This window comes from Novosphingobium sp. (assembly GCF_019748365.1).
GTDB lineage: Bacteria > Pseudomonadota > Alphaproteobacteria > Sphingomonadales > Sphingomonadaceae > Novosphingobium.
Genome location: NZ_JAIEPN010000027.1, coordinates 48,596 through 68,813, shown reverse-complemented (window position 1 = coordinate 68,813; position 20,218 = coordinate 48,596). Strand labels below are relative to the sequence as shown.

The following is a 20,218-nucleotide window of genomic DNA, read 5'->3' as shown; positions in this document are numbered from 1 at the left end:
GTCTTCCATCACGCTTTCTCCGGACGAAACGCATAAGTCGAACGGGTCGCATCGAACGGCGCGACCACGAATTCCATTGGCATGCCAAGCTTCAGATCCTCGAGCACGCAATCAACGATGCGGGTCTCGACGATCACCTCGCCGGGCAGCTCGACATAACCGAGAAGGTAGGGCTGGAACGGCTCAGGGCCTTCGTAGGGCTCCTTGGGCTGGAAGTCCTGCCGGGTCCACGACCACAGCGTGCCTTTGCGTGAAAGCCGGTAGGGCTCGACGCCTTCCGCCGCATCGCCGCTGGGATAGGGGAACACGATCTTGCCCGAAGGAAGGCGGCCGCCGATCAGCGCCGGTTCCGCCTCGTTGGTCCACAAGTTTTCCGCAATGGGCTCAAGCTGCGCCATAAAACCTTTCCCGCAGGGTCAGACCGGCTCTCTCCGGCCTCTTAATTGCAGGCATGGTGGCACCAAAGGCCCAGACCGACGATGATTGAAAATGGTAGGCATTGAAAATGATAGGCAAGGCCCGGAAGCCTCCCCCTTTGTGTTAGTCGCCGCCGCCCCTGCGAATGCCTAGCCCTATGACATAACAAGGGAGCCGGCGTCTTGGGAGAGCATCGCCACTACCGCCATTTCGTGCTCGCCGTGATCACCTTCGGCGGCATGCTCAATATCGCTGATCGGCTGATCCTCTCGATCATGCTCGAAGACATCAAGCACGCCTTCACGCTCACCGATACCGAGATCGGCCTGATCACCGGCTTTGCCTTCACCGTGCTCTATGTCGTGTGCGGATTGCCCTTCGCCTGGCTGGCCGACCGGATGAGCCGCCCCCTGATCATTTCCATCGCCATCGCCTCGTGGAGCCTGATGACCGCGCTCTGCGGCATGGCGACGGGTTTCTGGACCTTCTTCCTTGCGCGGATGGGCGTGGGCATCGGCGAATCGGGCAGCGGCCCCGCCGCCACCTCGCTTCTCACGCAGACCTTCAGGGGCCACGAACTGGGCCGCGCGATGGGCATCTATTTCCTCGGCCCCACGCTCGGCACGGCGGCGGGGCTGATCCTCGGCGGCGTGCTCGCGCATGCGGTCGGCTGGCGGATGACGTTCCTGCTGCTCGGCATTCCCGGCATTCTCTTTGCGCTGTTCGTCTATGCCACCGTGAAGGAGCCCGGCGGCCGCCCCATTCCGCCCAAAGTCAGCGTGGCCGAAGGCATGGCCGCGTGGGTCACCGACATCCGCGAACTCTTCGCCAACCGCGTGTTCCTTGCCGCCTCGGCCGCGTTCGGCTGCATGATCGTGACGGGCTATGGCTTTGCCACCTGGCTGGCGGCGATCATGTTGCGGAACTTCCCGGTGACCACCGCCGATGTCGGCTTCTATCTCGGGCTGGCCTTCGTTCTTGGCGGCATTCCGGGCCCGCTGCTGGGCGGCTATCTCACCGACTGGCTGGTCCGCCGCGACGCGCGCTGGCGGGCATGGCTCCCCGCGATTGCCACGCTCGCCTGCCTGCCGATCTACCTCGCCGCGCTGCAGAGCACGAATTTCTGGACCTTCCTCGGCCTGTTTTCGTGCGGCTACCTCGTGTTCCTCGTCGCGCAGGCGCCCACTGTCTCGCTGATCCAGCTCGCCGTCCGGCCTGACGAGCGCGCGATGGCGATGGCCGTCGCGATGATCTTCAACAATCTCATCGGGCAGGCGCTCGGGCTGTTTCTGATCGGCTATGCCAGCACCAGCCTGACACCCATGTTCGGGACTCACGCCCTGACCTGGGCGGTCATCGGAGTCAGCGCCGCCTTTGCTGTGCCTGCGGCGCTGCTGTATCTCTACGCCGCCGGCGGAATGGCCAAGGGTCCCCTCAAAATGATCAATGGCCCCGACTCCCCGCAGGCGTAGACTGCCGCCAAGTCCAAGGGAGAGCGGACAAATGGTGGAAACCAAGACCGGGCACGACCGCACCGCCGGCGTGACCTACAACGACGTGATCAAGGCGGATGCCGTTCCGCCGCCGGCCGTCTACCTTGAGGATTCGCCCTATCCCGGCGGCGTCACCAAGGTCGCCACGCACCGCTACTGGAGCCGGCAAGAGCACGAGCGCGAGGTCGAGCGACTGTGGAAGCGCGTATGGCAGATGGCCTGCCATGAAGACGACATTCCCAATGTCGGCGACACCCATGTCTACGAGATCGCCGGTCTTTCCTTCGTGATTGTGCGCAATGCCCCCGGCGATGGCCCCGGCGCGGTCAAGGCTTTCCCCAACGCCTGCCTCCACCGCGGCCGCCAATTGTGCGAGGCGCACAAGAAAGGCCTCAAGGTCCTGCGCTGCCCGTTCCACGGCTGGTCGTGGCATCTGGATGGCAAGCTCAAGGAAGTGCCCAGCCACTGGGATTTCCCGAGCGTTGCCGAAGAGGAATACTCGCTTCCCGCCGTCTCGGTCGGCCACTGGGGCGGCTTTGTGTTCATCAACCCGGACCCGAACGCCGAACCGCTGGCCGATTTCCTCGGCGATATCGACCGCCATTTCTCTCTGCCGTTCAAGCGCCGCTACAAGGCCGCGCACATGGTCAAGCGCCTGCCGTGCAACTGGAAAGTGGCGCAGGAAGCCTTCATGGAATCCTACCATGTCGTCGGCACGCACCCCGAACTGCTGCCGATGTTCCTTGATACGGGCTCCAAGTACGACGTCTGGCCGAACATCAGCCGCGCGATGTCCGCCTCGGGCCCGCCGAGCGCGCACACCGATCTCGATGCGCCCGATCCATCGGCCTTCCCCGAAGGACAGGCCTTCACCAGCTTCCGCCATCCGCTCAGCGGCCACGTCTATCGCCGGATCGAGGAAAACCGCGTCGAAGTGACCCGCCCCGATGGCAAGGCCGGGATCTTCGACATGACCGGCGCGCACGTGGAAGGCGAGGTCGTCAGTGCCGACGCGCACATGTGCAACTGGATTGGCGGCAAGATCGCTCCGGGTGAGGAAAACATGCCCACCCGTTTCGCCTCGGCCTCGACGGAAGCCTTCCGCGCCGATGCTGCGCGCGACCGGCGCGAGCTGATGCGGCCGCAATGGGGAGATGCGATCGACCAGTTCAGTGATGCCGACATGATCGACGCGATTTTCTACTCTGTGTTCCCCAACCTGCACCCCTGGGCAGATTTCAACCCGATCTTCTACCGCTTCCGGCCGGACGGCGACAATCCCGAGCAGTCGCTCCACGAGGTCATGTACATGGTGCAGGTGCCCGAAGGCGCCGAGCGTCCCGCGCCGGCCAAGTGCACGTTCCTCGATCTGGAGGATGATTACACCAAGGCGACCGAGTTCGGCAGCTATCTCAACAAGATCTTCAATCAGGACGGGCTCAACCACGCAGCGGTGCAAAAAGGGCTGCACAATCATCCCAAGGGCGAGGTGATTTTCGCGAGCTATCAGGAAAGCAAGATCCGAGATTTTCATGCCAAACTGAACCGCTGGCTCGACAGCGAAACCCCGCCCAAGAGCCGATAGATCGCATCCCTGAAAGCCCCCTTTCGCCTTGCCGGAAGGAGGCTTTTTTGTGCGCTGCCGGTGGGCCTTGGTAATACCCGCTTTATCAAGTCGGGCGCACCTGCCTGACCCTACGGAATCCGTGCGTTTTTGCAGCAACACCGCGCACAAAAAGCAACGTTTCGTCACCCTTTTTGATAGTTGCTGTTCGCCCCCGCACCCTAGCCTAGCATTTGGGATTGTGGGCGCAAAATCACGCAAAAACAGCATGATAAGCGCCCGCAGATAGTTGGGAGGATTGCCATGGGGTTGAAGACAATCGCGTCGCCGTATCGCGCCGCGCTTTTTGCTGGCGTCGCGGCGACGTGGCTGGCGCTGCCTGGGCTGGCCTACGCGGCTGATGCTGCAGCGGCTGAAGGGGCTGCTGCCGCCGAGGCACCGGCCACGACCGAGGAAATCACCGTCTTTGCGCGTCGCGATGCGGAATCGCTGCAGAACGTGCCGCTGACGATCACCGCGATCAGCGGAGCCACGCTGACCAAGTACAACGTCACCAAGCCTGCTGATATCGTCAGCCGCATCCCCACCCTGAACGTCCAGATCGGCGGTTCGGGCGCCGGTGCGCAGATCAGCTTGCGCGGCGTCGGCTCGTCGAACATTTCCGCCGCCTTCGACAGCGCCGTCGCGCTCGATTTCGATGGCGTGCAGGTTTCCACCAACCGCCTGCTCCAGGCCGGTTTTGCCGATCCCGCGCAGATCGACGTGCTCAAGGGCCCGCAATCGCTCTACTTCGGCAAGAGTGCCTCGGCAGGCGTGCTGCAGATCCGCACCGCTGATCCCACCAAGACCTGGCAGTTCGGCGGCAGCGCCAACTATGAGTTCGAGGAAAAGGGCTACCTCGTCAGCGGCTATGCCTCGGGTCCGATCAGCGACACGCTCGGCATCCGCATCGCCGGCCAGTACAACGACGTGAAGGAATACGTGAAGATCAACCCGACGACCCCGGCCAAGCTGCGCAACCGCGGCCTGACCGACTTCGTCGGCCGCATCACGCTGCAGTGGGAGCCGTCGAGCGACTTCACGGCCAACCTCAAGGCGACCTACACGCGCAACACCAACGACGGCGCGATCGGCACGGCAGACGTTTCGTGCGGCAAGAACGGCCGCGCGGATGAAGTCGTGCTGTTCTCGTTCCTCGGCCCCAGCGCCATCGCCATTCCGTCGAACGCGGATTGCAAGCCGCTCGACAAGTACTTTACCACGTCTGATCCTTCGCCGGCGCTGGTCGGCAGGTTCCCCGATGGCAGCGGCGCTGCCGGCGGCCGTTATCCCGGTCACCCCTTCGGCGAGACGAAGCTGTTTTTCACGCGCCTTAAGATGGACGCGAAGCTCGGCGACAACCTGAAGCTGGTCTCGACCACGGGTTACATGAACCTCGACGCGATCGACTACGATTCCTACAGCTATCTCGGCGTCGGCAAGGCGTTCCGTCCAAGCGGGTTGCCGCTCGTGCTTGCGGCGCTTGGGCCGTTCTCGGCCCCCGCGCTCGATGCGGTCAACACCGTGGGCTCGCCCCAGGGCGTCGGCGGCAGCGATCCGGTCAACAAGACGGCCCAGTTCACGCAGGAACTGCGCCTTGTCAGCAGCTACGATGGGCCGATCAACTTCTCGCTCGGCGCCTTCTATGAAAGCCGCGTGATCAAGTTCAACACCTCGCAGCAGGCGTTCAACGCCTCGCTGCTGTTCCCGGACCCGGTGACAGGCAACACGTTCGACTACTTCAAGAGGCACCGCACGAAGACGAACACCTACTCGCTGTTCGGCAGCGCCACGTATGACATTACCGAGCAACTCGAACTGACCGGCGGTGTCCGTTACACCAAGGAAGACAAGGTCAACACGATCGTCATTCCTTACATGCACCAGTTCCTTTCGACGGTCTTCGGCTTCGTGAACAGCGGCTTCGCCACCCCGCCGATCAAGTTCAATGATACGAACTGGTCGCCGGAAGTGACGCTGCGCTACAAAGTCAATCCGGACTTCAACGTCTATGCCGCGTTCAAGACCGGCTACAAGTCGGGCGGTATCGACAACAGCGCGCTGCCTTCGAGCAACCTTGCCAAGTTCCTTGATCCGGCAACCTTCCAGGAAGCCGCCAACGGCCTGATCTTCAAGTCGGAAACCAGCAAGGGCGGCGAAATCGGCTTCAAGTCGCAGCTCGCCAACCGCACGATCACGTTCAACGCGACGGCCTACTACTACGTGTTCAACAACCTGCAGGTGCAGAACTTCAACGCCACCACGATCCAGTTCGTCACCACCAACGCCGGTCAGTTGACCACCAAGGGTATCGACGTCGACTTCAGCTGGCGTCCGCCGGTGGAGGGGCTGCGCTTCTCCGGCTCGCTTGCCTATACCGATGCGAAGTTCACGCGGGACTTCTTCACCGGCACAGGCCCCGACGGCGTTCTCGGCACCGCCGACGATCCGAACATCAGGGGCCGCCGCGCCGCGCGTGCTCCGGAGTTCGCTGGCAACATCGCCTTCGACTACGCCGCACCGATCAGCGATGCGCTGGAACTCGGCCTCTCCGGCAACGTGGCCTATAGCGGCAGCTACTACACCCGGCAGGAAAACGTGGCTGATTACCAGCAGCCTGCCTATGCCACCATCGATGCCTCGATCTCGATCGGCGCGCCCGATGGCAAGTGGCGGCTCGCGCTGATCGGCAACAACATCACCGACAAGATCTTCGTCAACACTTCGGGCGGACGTCCGTTCCTCGCCGGGCCGGGCAATGGTCTTCCGATCGGTGACGACGAAGTCTTCACCGTCAACCGCGGCCGTCAGGTCTTCGTCCAGGCGAGCTTCAAGTTCTGAGCTTCAGCCGGCCACTCCACGCCGTCTGAAAAGGCCGTCCCGGGAAACCGGGGCGGCCTTTTGCTTTGGGGGGTCTGAAGCGATCGGGCGGGCGCAATGCACGTGCGCCGCGGATTCCCGCTTTCGCGGGAATGACGAGGGTTATGTCAGAGACAGTTCGTCATCCCCGCGGTGGCGGGGATCCAGAGCGGCCAAACGAAGCGTCAGCGGAAAATCAGGCCGCCACCACCCGCACCGGAATCGCGCTTTGCAGCACCATGCCGGTGATCGGATCGGCATCGTCCTCGTCGTCGATCAGGCGGTTGGTCGAGGCGCCGACGGTCATCACGTCGTCCTTGCCGGCATCGTCGTTGCCCCAGGCGTGGGACATCGAAATCACCCCGCGGCGCACCTTATCGCTCGCGCTCGCCACCGCATGGATCGAGGCGACGCGCGAGGCGATCTCGATCACCGCGCCGTCCTCCACGCCCAGTTCGGCCAAGTCCTCCGGATTGAAGTAAGCCGGGTTGGTCGGCATCTTTTTCTTGAGGAATTCCGAGATGTGCCCGTTGCTGTTGTAGCGGTGCTTCGAGCGGCGCGAGATGAGGCGGAAATCGAAGCCATCCGCCTCGGGCCGCCGCGCGGCATAGCCCGCAAAGGCCGCCGGCATATCGCCCGCGCCAAGCTGGAAGCGGTTTGCGGCATCGGGGTCCGGCGGCGCGATCGTGGCATGGACCTCGGGATAGAACATCGCCCCACCCGGGGTCGGACTCGCCAGCGAATCCGCGCGCGCCTTGCTGGGCGCGACGAGGCAGCCGTGCGAGATGAGGTCGAGCATCGTCATCTTGTCCGGCACGCTCTCCATCGAGCACGGCCCGCCGGGCAATTGCAGTTGCAAGCCAAGATGCTTGGCGATCCACCAGAGCATCTCGTACTCGTCCATCGTGTCACCCGGCGGCGGCACCATCGCTTCGGCGTAGTGGGCATAAGGCTCCTCGCAGAAGGGCTGCGAGACATTGTTGATGTCCTCGCGCTCAAGGCACATCGAGGGCGCGAGGATCACGTCCGCCCGCTTCGCACTGGCCGACATGTAGGGATCGACCTGCACGAACATGTCGAGCGTCTCGAGCGCTTTCCTCACCTTGCGCTGGTTGGGGAAGGCGATCTCGGGATTGCCGCCGATCGAGATCAGCACCTTGATCTGTCCCTCGCCGGGGGTGAGGATCTCGTCCGCCAGCACCGGGCAGGGCATTTCGGTGCCGAGCTTGCCAATGCCCCGGATGCGCGATTTGGTGAAGCCTTCGCCGAACATCGGCATCGGCGGCGCGACCTGCGCCTTCTTCGGCCCGGCGGCAAAGGGCATGAACACCATCGGGTTCGCCACCTTGTCCCCCGCCTGGTTGAACCGCGCGCAAACCACGTTGAGCGCGGTCACCATGTATTCGGTGAGGACGCCGCGGCCGGCCATTTCCGGCCCGGTGCCCGTCACCACGCGGCCCTTGGCGGCGCGGGCGAACATGCGGGCGGCGGCAACGATCTGCTCCGCCGGAACCCCGGCGCGGTCGGCAGCGAGCTCGGGCGTGAAATCCTTCACCGCGTCCGCCAGCGCATCGAACCCATCCACATGCGCGGCCACGAAATTGCGGTCGTAGAGCCCTTCCTTGATGATCACATGCAGCATGCCGCCCAGCAGCGCCGGATCCTCGCCTGGCTTCACCTGCAGGTAGAGGTCGGCGAGGTTGCCGGTGTCGCTCTGGCGCGGATCGGCGACGATCACCTTCATCCCCCGCGCCTTGGCATCGCGCAGGCGGCGCGAGGGCGAGAACGGCGGCACACCGCCGCTCGGCGTATAGTGCGAAACGAGCGGGTTGTTCCCGACGAACATGACGACGTCGGATTCCTCGAAGTTGTTCGGCCCGCCCATCCACTGGCCATAGCGCGCGGTGGTGAAGACCTTGGCGGGCTGGTCCACCGTGACGCTGGTATAGTAATTGCGCGTGCCGATCGCCTCCGCCAGCGCATAGGAGGTGCCCAGCACCGCGCTGTTCTGGAACGCATTGGTGCCGCAATAGAGCGCCACCGCATGAGGACCATGCTCCGCGATGACCGCCTTGATCTTGTCCGCGACCAGCTTCAGCGCCTCGGCAGTGGAGGTCTCGACGAACTCGGCGCCCTTCACCCCGCCGTTGCGCACCAGCGGGCGCAGGTGCCGTTCGGGCAGGTTGTGCATTTCGGGCATCTGGCGGCCCTTCACGCAGGTATAGCCATTGAACAGCGGGTTCTCGGGATCGCCCCGCACCGCCGTCACCTTGTCGCCCTCGACATCGACCAGCATGGCACAGCTGGCATGGCAGAAGCGGCAGAAGGTACGCAGGGTCTTATCGGCCAAGACACATCTCCCAAGTGTTTTGAACGCGAAGGCTATCGGCAATCGAAGTCCGGGCACACTGATGAAAGAGAGGGTAGCCGCTCATTTCCGCCAGTAGCCTTGGGGGGCAAAGCCGGGCTTGATGCAGGCCCGGACCGCGCTGAAGGACACACGATGAGCACCGAAAACCGCCACTGGATCCTCGCCCGGCGCCCTGTCGGCAATGGCTATGCCGAAGCCTTCGCGATGGCGACGGAAACGCTGCCTGCGCTGGCGGAAGGCCAGATCCTCGTCGCCAACAAGGTACTCTCGATGGACAGCGGCACCCGGATGTACATGACCGACCGCGAGGACAGTTACCAGCCCGGCACACCACTCGGCGCCAAGCTGATCGGCACGGTGCTGGGCGAAGTGGTGGAGAGCCGCCACGGCGCCTACAAGGCCGGGGACCGCGTGCGCTGCTATGGCCAATGGGCGGACTACTCGGTGGTCGAACCCGACGCGACCTACTGCACCGTGCTGGACGACGCGCACGCCGATCTGAAGGAATACGTCGGCATCTACGGCGCGAACGGCTGGACGGCATGGGTCGGCGTGGTGGAGACCGGCGCAGCCAAGGCTGGCGAAACCTTCGTCGTCTCCGCTGCTGCGGGGTGCACCGGGCTCATGGCCGGCCAGATCGCCAAGGCCCTTGGTTGCCGCGTGATCGGCATCGCGGGCGGCGCGGCCAAGTGCGACCTGCTGACCGGGGAATACGGCTTCGATGGCGCGATCGACTACAAGTCGGCCGATGTCGAAGCCGAACTAGCGCGGCTCTGCCCCGATGGGATCAATGTCTATTTCGACAATGTCGGCGGGGCGATCCTCGATGCGGCGCTGGCGAACATGGCGCTGTTCGGCCGCGTCGCGGTCTGCGGCCTTATCACGAACTATATCGCGCAAGGGCCCGTGCCCGGCCCATACCGCTTCGATCAGGTGCTGATGAAGCGCCTGCGCATCGAAGGCTTTTTCTCGCCCGACTTCTACGCGCGCGAGCCGGAATTCAATCCGGAGCTTGCCCGGCTGGCGGCAGCGGGTCAGCTGCGCCTGCCGTTCGAGGTGAGCCATGGGCTGGAAGAGACGCCGGCGGCATTCACCAAGCTCTTCACGGGTGCGAATGTGGGCAAGGTGGTGGTGGAGCTTTAGAGACTCCTCATCCTAGCCCCCTCATCGTCATTGCGAGCGTAGCGAAGCAATCCAGAGCGCAATGCACTGCCGCCCTGGATTGCTTCGCTACGCTCGCAATGACGAGGCGAGAGTCAGTCGTTAGGCCATCTTCGGCAATTCACCCGAAATGTACTTGTCCATCGTGCGGTGGAACTGGCGGATGCGGGTTTCCTGATAGTGGCCGAGCTCGAGCCGCTTGTTCTTGCTGGCCTTCATGCCCGCCTGCACGTGCGGCAGGTTCTCCATGTCCTGATCGAACACGCCGGCCAGCGCCGCGCCAATGAGGTGGCCGGCATAGGCGAAGGGCTCGCCCTCCGGGATCATGAACATCTCGGGGCTCCGTGCAGGCTTCTCGCCCTTCTGCGCGCGCATCAGGATGCGCACTTCCATCAGGCAGTGATCGGCATCCTTCCACGGCCGCCAGCGGTAGACGATGTTCGGCACGAAGCCGCCCCACGGGGACCAGTTGGGGAAGATGTTGTAGGTCAGGTTGTCGAGCATCTCGCTGTCCGACGCCTCGGAATAATCATGCCCGTTCATCGCCGCGAAGCCTTCGCGATTGGCCTGCGCGAGGACCTTGCGCGCGAGCAGCGGATCTTCCGGATCGAAGCCCTTGAGGTCGGTTGGTTCGGCCGCATTGCGGCGCCCCCGCCCGTCGCCCGCGCCGAGGAATTCGGCGAGCTTGTTGATCACATACATCTGGTCCTTGCCCTTGAGGTGGGGCGAGAGCGTGCCGTTGGGCGTGATCGCCCGGTTCATGTGGTCGCCGTAGAGATCATAGCGCGTGTTGGCGTCCGCGGTGAACGGCAGGATCTGCGGATGCGTGACGACCGAGTGCCAGGCTTCCATGAACGCCTCGGCCACGGCCTTCCAGTTGGCAGGCACCACCTTGGCCACCCAGGCACCGGTGGTGCATTCATCGAGCCGCCAGTTGTCGTAATGCTCGACGCCGGGGCCGATCCAATCGCGGAAACCCGGCAGTTCGGGATTTTCGGTGATCAGGATGAAGCCCTGCCAGCGCTCGACCCGGAGTTCGGGGAGCGACAGGTCCTTGTCTTCCAGATGCTTGAAATCCCATGCGCAGGGGATTTCCTTGAGGCTGCCGTCGTTGTTCCAGGTGAAGCCATGGAACGGGCAGCGCAAGTTGATCGCTCGGCCGCTTTCCAGCCGCAGCTTGCGCCCGCGGTGGAGGCACACGTTGTAGAACGCGCGGACGCTGTCATCGTTCTGGCGGATCAGCAGGAACGACTTGTCATTGATCTCGTAGACCACGGTGTCGCCCGGATCGGGCATGTCTTCCTCGCGCGCGGCGAACTGCCACACGTTGGGCCACATCTTCTCGTCTTCGAGCGCCTTGAAGGCAGGGCTGGTGTAGCGATCCGGATCGAGCGGCTCGTCGCCCAGCTCCTGCGTCGATTCCATCACGAGGTAATCGGGCGCGGGGCGCGTATCGACGGCGAGCATGTCGGTATAAGTGATCCCCGGGCAGCGGTCGGAACGGTCGATCTGGGGGTCAATATCAGCCATGACGTATCCTGGTTCTCAAGAGCTTGAAGGCAGCGGGACAGGCCGCGCCGCGCGCGCAGTTCCTGCACGGCGGCCATAATGCCACCCTGCCGCGCGCCAGCAAGCTGACGCATTGAATAGGAGCGCGAAACCGGCCCGGACGCAATCGGCCCGGTGAGGCAATTCGCCTGTCTGCGTTACTGCTTTTCGAGCAGGGCCGCGCCTTCGGGGAGCGTCACCCAGTTCTGCTTGCTCGAGGTCCAGAAATGGACGGTGGGCTCCAGATCGCTGGTATCATCGAGCGTGCCCGCCTTGATGAAGATCATCCCCTGCGCCATCCCGCCCGGCGTTTCGCTGAATACGGGCGAGCCGCACTTGCCGCAGAACTTGCGCAAGACCGGATTGCCGGATTCGCTGCCATCCTCGTAGACGGTAAGCTCGCCCGTGCGCTCAAGCGCCGCGAACGGCACGGCGATCAGCGCCGAGAACGCCGTGCCCGCCTGCTTCTGGCAATGGCGGCAGTGGCACACGCCGGTCAGCAGCGGCGGCCATGCCGTTTCATAGCGCACCGCCCCGCACAGGCATCCGCCCTGCCGCCGCTCGCCTGCTGTTGCTTCTGTCATATGCTGCTCTCCCTCGTCCGTTTCCCTGTGATCGCATGCAAAGGCGCCGCCGCCATCTCACGTTTCTGCCAGCCCTCAACCTTCAGCGAGCATCGCCTTGAGTTCCTTCTTGAGGATCTTGCCGTTGGCGTTGCGCGGCAGGGTCTCGGCAGTGAAGGCGATCCGCACCGGCACCTTGAACCCCGCCAGCCGCGCGGCGACAAAAGCGCGCAGTTCCTCCTCGCTCGCCGAGGCGCCGGGCGCGAGATAGACGACCGCCGCCGGTTCCTCGCCCAAAGTGCGGTGGGGAATGCCGACCAGCGCCGCGTCGGTAACTGCGGGATGCTCGTAGAGCACGTTCTCGACCTCGATCGAGTAGATGTTTTCGCCGCCGCGGATGATCACGTCCTTGGCGCGGTCGACGATCGTGCAGAAGCCCTCATCGTCGAGCTTCGCCAGATCGCCCGTGCGCACCCAGCCCTCGACAAAAGTCTGCGCGGTCGCCTCGGGGCGGTTCCAGTAGCCCGCGACGATCATCGGTCCGCTGGCCCATAGTTCGCCGACCGAGTTAGGCGGGAGCACCGTCACCCCATCGTCGGAGCGGATTTCAAGGCTGGCGACCGGCGCCGGCGGGCCGCAGCTGGAGGGCCGGTTGAGATAGTCCTCCGCCATATGGTGCGTCACCGTCGCACTGGTTTCGGTCATGCCCCAGCCGTTGCCGGGAAGCGCGCCGAAGGTCTGCCAGATCGCCGAAACCAGCTCGGGCGCAGAAGGCGCGCCGCCATAGGCGATGGCTTCGAGGCTGGAGAGATCGAACTTGTGGCGATCCGGGTGTTCGATCAGCTGCCAGGCGATGAACGGCACGCCGCCGGTCATGCTCACGCGCTCCTTCTCGATCAGGCGCATGGCCTCCAGCGTATCCCACTTGTGCAGCAGCACGAGGCGGCTGCCGCCCGCGAGCGAGCCCATGAGGGTCGCCGAAAAGGCGGTGGCGTGGAAAAACGGGACGGCGAGGAGGATGACGCGCGGGCGCGGCTCGGGCAGCCCCTCGCCGCGCCGCCGCGCCGATTGCGCGCCGCTCCATGCGCTGGTCATGATGTTGGTGGCAAGGTTGCGGTGGGTGCCGAGCGCGCCCTTGGGCCGCCCGGTGGTGCCGCTGGTGTAGAAGATGCCGGCGGGATCATCGCTGTGGATCTCCGCAGCTGGCAGCTCCGCATTGGGGAGCGCGGGCCAGCTGGCGGGCGCGCCGATCAGGTCTTCGAGCAGCTCGGCCCCTTCGCCTGCACCGCGGGAGACGATCACGTTCTTCAGCGGCAGTCCGGCAACATGGGGTGCAATGCGCGTCCAGCGATCGGCATCGGCAATCAGCAGCGTCGCTCCGCTGTCTTCGAGCGCGAAGGCCAGTTCCTCGCCCGTCCACCAGGCGTTGAGCGGCACGATGATCGCACCCAGCGCGCAGGCAGCCATGAACGCGACCGGCCATTCGGGCAGATTCCGCATCGCAAGCGCAACGCGGTCGCCCTTGCCAACCCCGCGCGCCGCCAGCGCGGCCATGAGCGCTGCGACGGCCCGGTGGAACGCGTCGAAGCTCACGCGCTCCTCACCATAGACAAGGAAATCGGCACCGCTGTGCGTGCGCGCGGCCGCCAGAACGCCGCGCAGATCGGGCAGGGCGTTCTTCCACACCCGCGTCGGCACGCCGCGGATCGTCACGGTCTCCATCTCGAACGGCATGCCCGGCGCGCAGAGTTCCTCGCGGATTTCCGGCAGCGTGTGCACAGGCCAGCCGGCGGGAATCGTTGGGAGCGCGCCTGTCGGTTCTGGGGTCGTTTGGGTCATGGCATCCTCATGGGCGCCACTCGTTCCGGCGGCACCTCCCTGACGGCGAGACTAGTGCCGAGCCCGGCTTGCAGCAAGGGCCGCGAAAGGTGCGGATGCCGTAGCGGAAGGCATGGAATCCGGCGGAATTGCTGCATTTTTTCGCCAGCGCGCCCCGCGCAAAGCGCTTTCCTGATCCCTTCCGATGACCTAATCCCCCCGCATAAGTAGATTCGTGGGAAGGACGCCGATTTGCCGCAAGCCGAGCACCCGGATACCGTTGGCACCATGCCCGCCGAAGCGGAAATGGGTCTCGGCGCGCTCGCAGAGCGGCTCGAGCCGCTGGGCAATGGGCGCTTCAGGCTCGATGGTGCGGCGGGCTGGATGCAGGGCCGCACGATGTACGGCGGAACGGCAGCCTTCATCGCCCATTCCGCTGCCAGGCTCGCCTTCCCTGATCTGCCCCCGCTGCGCGCCGCGCAAGTCGGCTTTGTCGCGCCGGTGGGCGAGCATCTCGAAGTCGAAGTCGTGATGCTCCGGCAGGGCAAGAGCGTCGCACAGGTTGAAACCTCGCTAATCTGCGACGGCGCGATCGCCCAGCGCACGCTGTGGCTGTTTGGTGCGGGCCGCGAAAGCAACGGCACCGTTGCTGCCGCCGTGCTGCCCGACCTGATCCCACCCGAGGACTCACCCCGCCTCACCGCCAGCGACTTTGCCCCCGCTTTCACCGCGCGGATGGACATGCGCCGCGCCGATCCGCCGGGCGGCTCCCCCCACGGCACGATCCGCCGCTGGGTGCGGCTGAAGGACCGGTCTGGCCTCGACCCCATCGCCGAGCTTGTCGGCATTGGCGATGCGCTGCCGCCCGGTTCGGCACGCGCGATGGAGCGGATGGGGCCGATCAGCTCGATCACCTGGGCGCTGACGATCCTTGGCGATGTGCCGCCCACCCGCGAAGGGTGGTGGCTGCTCGAAACGAGATCCAACCATATGAGCCACGGCTTCAGCAGCGAGACGCTGCGGCTGTGGAACAGCGAAGGGCTCGAAGTGATGCGCGGACTGCAATCGGTCGCGGTGTTCGGCTGATGGATATCGCCGATCCCGCCGCCCATGGCTTCGACGCGGCCCGCCTCGCCCGCATCGGCGCATTCCTTGAGGAGCGCTACCTCGCGCCCGGCCTGCTCCCCAATGCCGACCTCCTGATCGCGCGCGAGGGCCAGCCGATCCACCGCTTCACGCGCGGCAAGGCCCGCGCCGATGGCACGCCGCTGGCCGAAGACGCGATCTTCCGCATCGCCTCGATGACCAAGCCGCTCACCAGCGCGGCCTTCATGATGCTGCTGGAAGAAGGCAAGGTCGCGCTCGACGATCCCGTCACCAAGGTGATCCCGGAATTCGCCGGGCTCGGCATCTACAACGGCGGCGGCGGCGACGCGCCTTTTTTCCCGACGCGCGCGGCGGCCAATCCGATGCGCATGGTGGACCTGCTCACCCACATGTCGGGCCTCACCTACGGCATCCAGAACCGCACCAATGTCGATGCCGCCTATCGCAAGGGCCGGCTCGACGGGCATGCCTCACTCCCCAGCAACGACCACTTCATCGCCGAACTGGCCAAGCTGCCGCTCGAGTTCGATCCGGGCACGAGCTGGAACTACTCGGTGAGCACCGATGTGCTGGGCGTGATCGTGGCGCGCCTGTCCGGCATGAGCCTTGGGGACTTCTTCGCGACGCGCATCTTCGCGCCGCTCGGCATGGTCGATACCGGCTTCCATTGCCCGCCCGAGAAGGCGCACCGCCTCACCGACAGCTGGGCCTGGAACCCGCTGGGCGCGCCGACACTGATCGACCACGCGGAGAAGTCGAACACGCTGCGCGCGCCGCGCTTTGAAAGCGGCGGCGGCGGGCTGCTCTCGACGACCGCGGACTACCACCGCTTCTGCGCCGCGCTGGCGAAGGGCGGCGCTCCGCTGATTTCGCCCAAGACGCTGGCGCTGATGACCTCGAACCACCTCCCCGGCGGTGCGGACCTGACGACGCTCTCCAAGGCGCTGTTCAGCGAATCCGGCAATGCCGGCGTCGGTTTCGGCCTCGGCTTCGGCGTGGTCATCGATCCTGCCAAGACGCTGATCCTGGGCACCAAGGGTGAGTTCCACTGGGGCGGCATCCATTCCACCGCCTTCTTCATCGACCCGCATGAGAAGCTGCACATGGTCTTCATGACCCAGCTCTTCCCCTCGTCCAGCTATCCCATCCGCCGCCAGCTCAAGACGCTGGTCTATTCGGCGATGACGCACAGTCACGCTTGATCCCATCCAAGGAGACACCGCAATGTCCGATCCCATTTCCGGCGCCAAGGACCACATCGAAGCCGCCCGCAAGCTCGCCGCGACGATCGACGATATCCCCGCCGATACCGCGCTGCTCCCCGTGAACAAGGTCGGCGTGATCGGCGCAGGGACCATGGGCGGCGGCATCACGATGAACTTCCTGACCGCCGGCATCCCCGTCACCATCGTCGAGATGACGCAGGAAGCGCTCGATCGCGGCGTCGCCACGATGCGCAAGAATTACGAGAACACCGTAAAGCGCGGCAAGATGGACGCCGCCCTCGCCGAAGCCGCAATGGGCCGCCTCACCCCGACGCTCGATTTCAATGCGCTCGCCGATGCCGATCTCGTGATCGAGGCGGTCTATGAGAGCATGGAGGTGAAGAAAGAGGTCTTCGGCAAGCTCGATGCCATCGTGAAGCCGGGCGCGATCCTTGCTAGCAACACCAGCTACCTCGATGTGAATGAAATCGGCGCGTCCACCAAGCGCCCCGAAGCCGTGCTTGGCATGCACTTCTTCTCGCCCGCCAACGTGATGAAGCTGCTCGAAGTGGTGCGCGGCTCCGCCACCGCGAACGATGTGCTGGCGACGGTCATGGCGCTCGCGGTCAAGATCGGGAAGGTCCCCGTCGTCTCGGGCGTGTGCCACGGCTTTATCGGCAACCGCATGCTGGCCAAGCGGCAGGAACAGGCCAACGCGCTGATCATGGAAGGCGCGGACTTCGCGGACGTTGACAACGCGCTCCTCGAATTCGGCTTCCCGATGGGCCCGTTCCAGATGGCCGACCTTGCCGGGCTCGATATCGGCTGGCACCGCGACCCGAACCGCATCGAAACCCTGCGCGAGGCGCTTTGCGCTTTGGGCCGCTGGGGCCAGAAGAAGAGCGCGGGCTTCTACGACTACGACGCGAACCGCCAGCGCACGCCTTCCGAAGTGACGCGCGGCCTGATCGCCGAATGGGCCGCGAAAGAGGGCAAGCCCCAGCGCAGCATCGATGCGCAGGAAATCCTCGAGCGCCTGCTTTACCCGATGATCAGCGAAGGCGCACTGATCCTCGAGGAAGGCATTTCCCAGCGCGCTTCGGACATCGATACCGTGTGGCTCAACGGCTATGGCTGGCCCGCATGGACCGGCGGTCCGATGTTCTGGGCAAGCCACATCGGCCTCGCCACCGTCGTCGCGGGCCTTGAGAAGCATGGCCTTCCCGTCGCGCCGCTGTTGGCCCGCAAGGCGGCAGCCGGCGAAGCGTTCGACTGAAGGCGGCCAAGGCCATGCGCATCGAGGACATCATCGAGAGCCCGTTCATCCCGCTGAGCGTGATCCTGCGCGCGCATGCAGCGCGGCGGGGCGATGCCATTGCGATTGCGGACGAGACCTCCTGGATATCGTGGATCGATCTCGACACCATGCTCGACCGCGTGGCCGCCGCACTCCAGCGCGAAGGGGTTCAGGCGAACGAGCCTGTCGCCATCGCGGCGAGCAATGCGGTGAACACCGGCCTCGCCTTTCTCGGCGCGCTGCGGGCAGGCGCAGTGGCTGCGCCGCTGACCTCGACAGCCGCACCGCCGACGGTGCTCGCCATGCTGACGGACAGCAGCAGCCGCGTGCTGCTGCTCGACAAGGCGATGGCCGAAGGGTTGGCGGGCCTGCCCTTCCCGGAGAACGTCAAGCGTATCGCGCTTGATGACAGCGATGCCGGCATTCCCTTCTCGGAATGGATCGCGACCGAAGGCACCAAGCCCGCAGAACGGTTGCCGCGCCCCGAAGACCCGTTCAACATCATCTATTCCTCAGGCACCACCGGCAGCCCCAAGGGCATCGTGCAAAGCCACCAGATGCGCCACGAGTATGTCAGGCGCGGGCTCGGTTCCGGGTTTGACGACAACAGCGCGACGATCTGTTCGACACCGCTCTATTCGAACACCACCCTGGTAAGCTTCCTTCCCACGCTCACCGCGGCGGGCAAGGTCGTGCTGATGAAGAAGTTCGATGCGCGCGGCTTTCTAGAACTCTCGCAGCGCGAGCGCGTCACCCACGCCATGCTGGTCCCGGTGCAATACCGGCGCATCATGGAACATCCTGATTTCGACAGCTTCGATCTCTCGTCCTACCGGCTCAAGACCTGCACTTCCGCGCCCTTTCCGGCATGGCTGAAAGCAGACGTGCTGAAGCGCTGGCCCGGCGGCCTGGTCGAAGGCTATGGCCTCACCGAAGGCGGCGCGACAACCAATCTCGTCGCCCACGAGTTCCCGGACAAGCTCCACACCGTCGGTCGCCCCTCGCCGGGCCATGTCATCAAGATCATCGATGAGGACGGCAACGAGCTGCCACAGGGCGAAGTCGGCGAGATCGTTGGTCGCTCTCCCATCATGATGAACGGCTACCACGGCCAGCCCGCCAAGACGCGCGAGATGGAATGGTACGACAAGGATGGTAACCGCTACCTGCGCCATGGAGACGTTGGCAAGTTCGACGAAGACGGCTTCCTCATCCTGATGGACCGCGCCAAGGACATGATCATCTCCGGCGGGTTCAACATCTTCCCGACCGACCTTGAAGCCGAACTCACCCGCCAACCCGCCGTGAAGGAGGCCGCTGTCGTCGGCATTCCGTCTGACCAGTGGGGCGAAACCCCGCTTGCTGTTGTCGTGCTGGCCGACCCTTCCGCCGATCCCGAAGCAATCCGGCTTGAAGCCAACCGCGCACTCGGCAAGACGCAGCGCATTGCCCGTATCGAAGTGGTGGACGAATTGCCGCGCAGCCCCATCGGCAAAGTGCTGAAGCGCGAGCTGCGTGATCACTTCGGCGGTAACCCGATTGCCCAGAACCCCGTACTCACACCGGATGCCTAAGGAGACCAATCATGCGTGATGCCGTTATCGTTGCTGCCGCCCGCACCCCCATCGGCCGTGCCTACAAGGGCGCGTTCAACGCCACCGCCGGCGCCACGCTCGGCGCACTTTCGCTCGAGGCCGCCGTCGCGCGCGCCGGGATCGAAGGCGGCGAAGTCGACGACGTGCTGTGGGGCTCGGCGCTCCAGCAGGGTGCGCAGGCCGGCAATATCGCCCGCCAGGTCGCGCTGCGTGCGGGCCTGCCCGTCACCGTCTCGGGCATGAGCATGGACCGCCAGTGCTCCTCGGGCCTGATGACTATCGCCACCGCGGCCAAGCAGATCATCGTCGACCGCATGGATGTGGTCGCCGCGGGCGGGCAGGAGTCCATCAGCCTCGTCCAGACCAAGGACATGCGCGTCGCCCCTGATCGCAGCCTCGTTGCCATGCACAACGCGGTCTACATGCCGATGCTGCAGACCGCCGAAACGGTCGGCAAGCGCTATGGCATCAGCCGCGAGGCCTGCGACGAATACGCACTCCAGTCGCAGCAGCGCACCGCCGCCGCGCAGGAAGCGGGCAAGTTCGATGACGAGATCGTGCCCGCCAGCGCCTCGATGGGCGTGCAGAACAAGGAAACCGGCGAGATCACGATGCACGACGTGACGCTCACCAAGGACGAAGGCAACCGCCCCTCGACCACGATCGAGAACCTGCAGGCGCTCAAGCCCGTGATCGAGGGCGGCATCGTGACCGCTGGCAATGCCAGCCAGCTTTCGGATGGTTCGGCCGCAGTCATCCTGATGGAAGCCGGGGTTGCCGCGCAGAAGGGGCTTACCCCGCTCGGCCGCTATGTCGGCATGGCAGCGGCGGGCACCGAGCCTGACGAGATGGGCATCGGCCCGGTTTTTGCGATCCCCGCGCTGCTGAAGCGCTTCGGCCTCAAGATGGACGACATCGGCCTGTGGGAGCTCAACGAAGCCTTCGCGGTGCAGGTGCTCTATTGCCGTGACAAGCTCGGCATTCCGAACGAGCTCCTCAACGTCAACGGCGGCTCGATCTCGATCGGCCACCCCTATGGCATGACCGGCGCGCGCTGCACCGCGCATGCCCTGATCGAAGGCAAGCGCCGGGGTGCGAAGTACGTCGTCGTGACGATGTGCGTCGGCGGCGGCATGGGCGCGGCGGGGCTGTTCGAAGTCCTCTGACAGATGGGCGCGGCG

At 64.9% G+C, this 20,218-nt stretch carries 14 protein-coding genes; 9 read left to right on the top strand and 5 right to left on the bottom strand.

Translation table 11 applies throughout. The features are described from left to right. Positions 1–8 precede the first annotated feature (8 nt). Entirely contained in the window at positions 9–398 is a 390-nt protein-coding gene (locus K5Q19_RS04360) for an OB-fold domain-containing protein (RefSeq protein WP_292941574.1), read from the bottom strand. Between the two features lie 201 nt (positions 399–599). Here K5Q19_RS04360 and K5Q19_RS04355 point away from each other — a divergent pair, with 201 nt between their 5' ends. The 3 genes from K5Q19_RS04355 (at position 600) to K5Q19_RS04345 (ending at position 6,354) form a co-directional block, all read left to right on the top strand. After that, positions 600–1,889, top strand: coding sequence for an MFS transporter (locus K5Q19_RS04355; RefSeq protein ID WP_292941572.1), 1,290 nt, complete (start codon positions 600–602; stop codon positions 1,887–1,889). 31 nt (positions 1,890–1,920) lie between these two features. Beyond that, positions 1,921–3,495: an aromatic ring-hydroxylating dioxygenase subunit alpha gene (locus K5Q19_RS04350; protein WP_292941570.1), complete on the top strand. Its 1,575-nt coding sequence runs from the start codon at positions 1,921–1,923 to the stop codon at positions 3,493–3,495. Positions 3,496–3,777: 282 nt separating this feature from the next. Beyond that, positions 3,778–6,354 carry a TonB-dependent receptor gene (locus tag K5Q19_RS04345; RefSeq protein WP_292941569.1) on the top strand — a complete coding sequence of 859 codons (2,577 nt, stop codon included), beginning with the start codon at positions 3,778–3,780 and terminating at the stop codon, positions 6,352–6,354. 214 nt (positions 6,355–6,568) lie between these two features. On the opposite strand, the gene K5Q19_RS04340 is transcribed toward K5Q19_RS04345, so the two are convergent. Then, positions 6,569–8,722 (bottom strand): molybdopterin-dependent oxidoreductase, encoded by a 2,154-nt coding sequence (locus K5Q19_RS04340; RefSeq protein ID WP_292941568.1) that lies wholly within the window; start codon positions 8,720–8,722, stop codon positions 6,569–6,571. A 153-nt stretch (positions 8,723–8,875) separates the two neighbouring features. Here K5Q19_RS04340 and K5Q19_RS04335 point away from each other — a divergent pair, with 153 nt between their 5' ends. Beyond that, positions 8,876–9,886, top strand: a complete 1,011-nt coding sequence (locus K5Q19_RS04335; RefSeq protein WP_292941566.1) for an NADP-dependent oxidoreductase — start codon at positions 8,876–8,878, stop codon at positions 9,884–9,886. Positions 9,887–10,006: 120 nt separating this feature from the next. On the opposite strand, the gene K5Q19_RS04330 is transcribed toward K5Q19_RS04335, so the two are convergent. From K5Q19_RS04330 to K5Q19_RS04320, 3 genes are all read right to left on the bottom strand, one after another. Then, entirely contained in the window at positions 10,007–11,434 is a 1,428-nt protein-coding gene (locus K5Q19_RS04330; RefSeq protein ID WP_292941564.1) for an aromatic ring-hydroxylating dioxygenase subunit alpha, read from the bottom strand. Positions 11,435–11,610: 176 nt separating this feature from the next. Further along, on the bottom strand, positions 11,611–12,036 hold the full coding sequence (locus K5Q19_RS04325; protein ID WP_292941562.1) for a GFA family protein: 426 nt from the start codon (positions 12,034–12,036) through the stop codon (positions 11,611–11,613). Between the two features lie 75 nt (positions 12,037–12,111). Next, complete coding sequence (locus K5Q19_RS04320) at positions 12,112–13,854, bottom strand: class I adenylate-forming enzyme family protein (protein ID WP_292941560.1); 1,743 nt, start codon at positions 13,852–13,854, stop codon at positions 12,112–12,114. A 231-nt stretch (positions 13,855–14,085) separates the two neighbouring features. Between K5Q19_RS04320 and K5Q19_RS04315 the strand changes: the two genes are divergently transcribed. Genes K5Q19_RS04315 through K5Q19_RS04295 form a run of 5 tightly spaced genes read left to right on the top strand, consistent with a single transcriptional unit; the run spans position 14,086 to position 20,203 of the window. Further along, positions 14,086–14,919 carry a thioesterase family protein gene (locus K5Q19_RS04315; RefSeq protein WP_292941558.1) on the top strand — a complete coding sequence of 278 codons (834 nt, stop codon included), beginning with the start codon at positions 14,086–14,088 and terminating at the stop codon, positions 14,917–14,919. Beyond that, the gene (locus K5Q19_RS04310; protein ID WP_292941556.1) at positions 14,919–16,142 is read left to right on the top strand and encodes a serine hydrolase domain-containing protein; all 1,224 of its coding nucleotides are present in this window, start codon (positions 14,919–14,921) and stop codon (positions 16,140–16,142) included. The genes K5Q19_RS04315 and K5Q19_RS04310 overlap by 1 nt, the downstream gene beginning before the upstream one ends. Before the next feature lie 22 nt (positions 16,143–16,164). Next, a complete protein-coding gene (locus tag K5Q19_RS04305; RefSeq protein ID WP_365758385.1) occupies positions 16,165–17,421 on the top strand; it encodes a 3-hydroxyacyl-CoA dehydrogenase NAD-binding domain-containing protein in 1,257 nt (418 codons plus the stop codon). 14 nt (positions 17,422–17,435) lie between these two features. Further along, complete coding sequence (locus K5Q19_RS04300; RefSeq protein WP_292941554.1) at positions 17,436–19,016, top strand: class I adenylate-forming enzyme family protein; 1,581 nt, start codon at positions 17,436–17,438, stop codon at positions 19,014–19,016. Between the two features lie 11 nt (positions 19,017–19,027). Beyond that, positions 19,028–20,203: an acetyl-CoA C-acyltransferase gene (locus K5Q19_RS04295; protein WP_292941552.1), complete on the top strand. Its 1,176-nt coding sequence runs from the start codon at positions 19,028–19,030 to the stop codon at positions 20,201–20,203. Positions 20,204–20,218 lie beyond the last annotated feature (15 nt).

Excerpts from the sequence above, each read along its gene's own strand:
- K5Q19_RS04360 (WP_292941574.1), bottom strand. The coding sequence starts at position 398 with ATGGCGCAGCTTGAGCCCATTGCGGAAAACTTGTGGACCAACGAGGCG.
- K5Q19_RS04335 (WP_292941566.1), top strand. The coding sequence starts at position 8,876 with ATGAGCACCGAAAACCGCCACTGGATCCTCGCCCGGCGCCCTGTCGGC.
- K5Q19_RS04300 (WP_292941554.1), top strand. The coding sequence starts at position 17,436 with ATGCGCATCGAGGACATCATCGAGAGCCCGTTCATCCCGCTGAGCGTG.
- K5Q19_RS04345 (WP_292941569.1), top strand. The coding sequence starts at position 3,778 with ATGGGGTTGAAGACAATCGCGTCGCCGTATCGCGCCGCGCTTTTTGCT.
- K5Q19_RS04320 (WP_292941560.1), bottom strand. The coding sequence starts at position 13,854 with ATGACCCAAACGACCCCAGAACCGACAGGCGCGCTCCCAACGATTCCC.
- K5Q19_RS04310 (WP_292941556.1), top strand. The coding sequence starts at position 14,919 with ATGGATATCGCCGATCCCGCCGCCCATGGCTTCGACGCGGCCCGCCTC.
- K5Q19_RS04305 (WP_365758385.1), top strand. The coding sequence starts at position 16,165 with ATGTCCGATCCCATTTCCGGCGCCAAGGACCACATCGAAGCCGCCCGC.
- K5Q19_RS04295 (WP_292941552.1), top strand. The coding sequence starts at position 19,028 with ATGCGTGATGCCGTTATCGTTGCTGCCGCCCGCACCCCCATCGGCCGT.
- K5Q19_RS04325 (WP_292941562.1), bottom strand. The coding sequence starts at position 12,036 with ATGACAGAAGCAACAGCAGGCGAGCGGCGGCAGGGCGGATGCCTGTGC.
- K5Q19_RS04330 (WP_292941564.1), bottom strand. The coding sequence starts at position 11,434 with ATGGCTGATATTGACCCCCAGATCGACCGTTCCGACCGCTGCCCGGGG.
- K5Q19_RS04350 (WP_292941570.1), top strand. The coding sequence starts at position 1,921 with ATGGTGGAAACCAAGACCGGGCACGACCGCACCGCCGGCGTGACCTAC.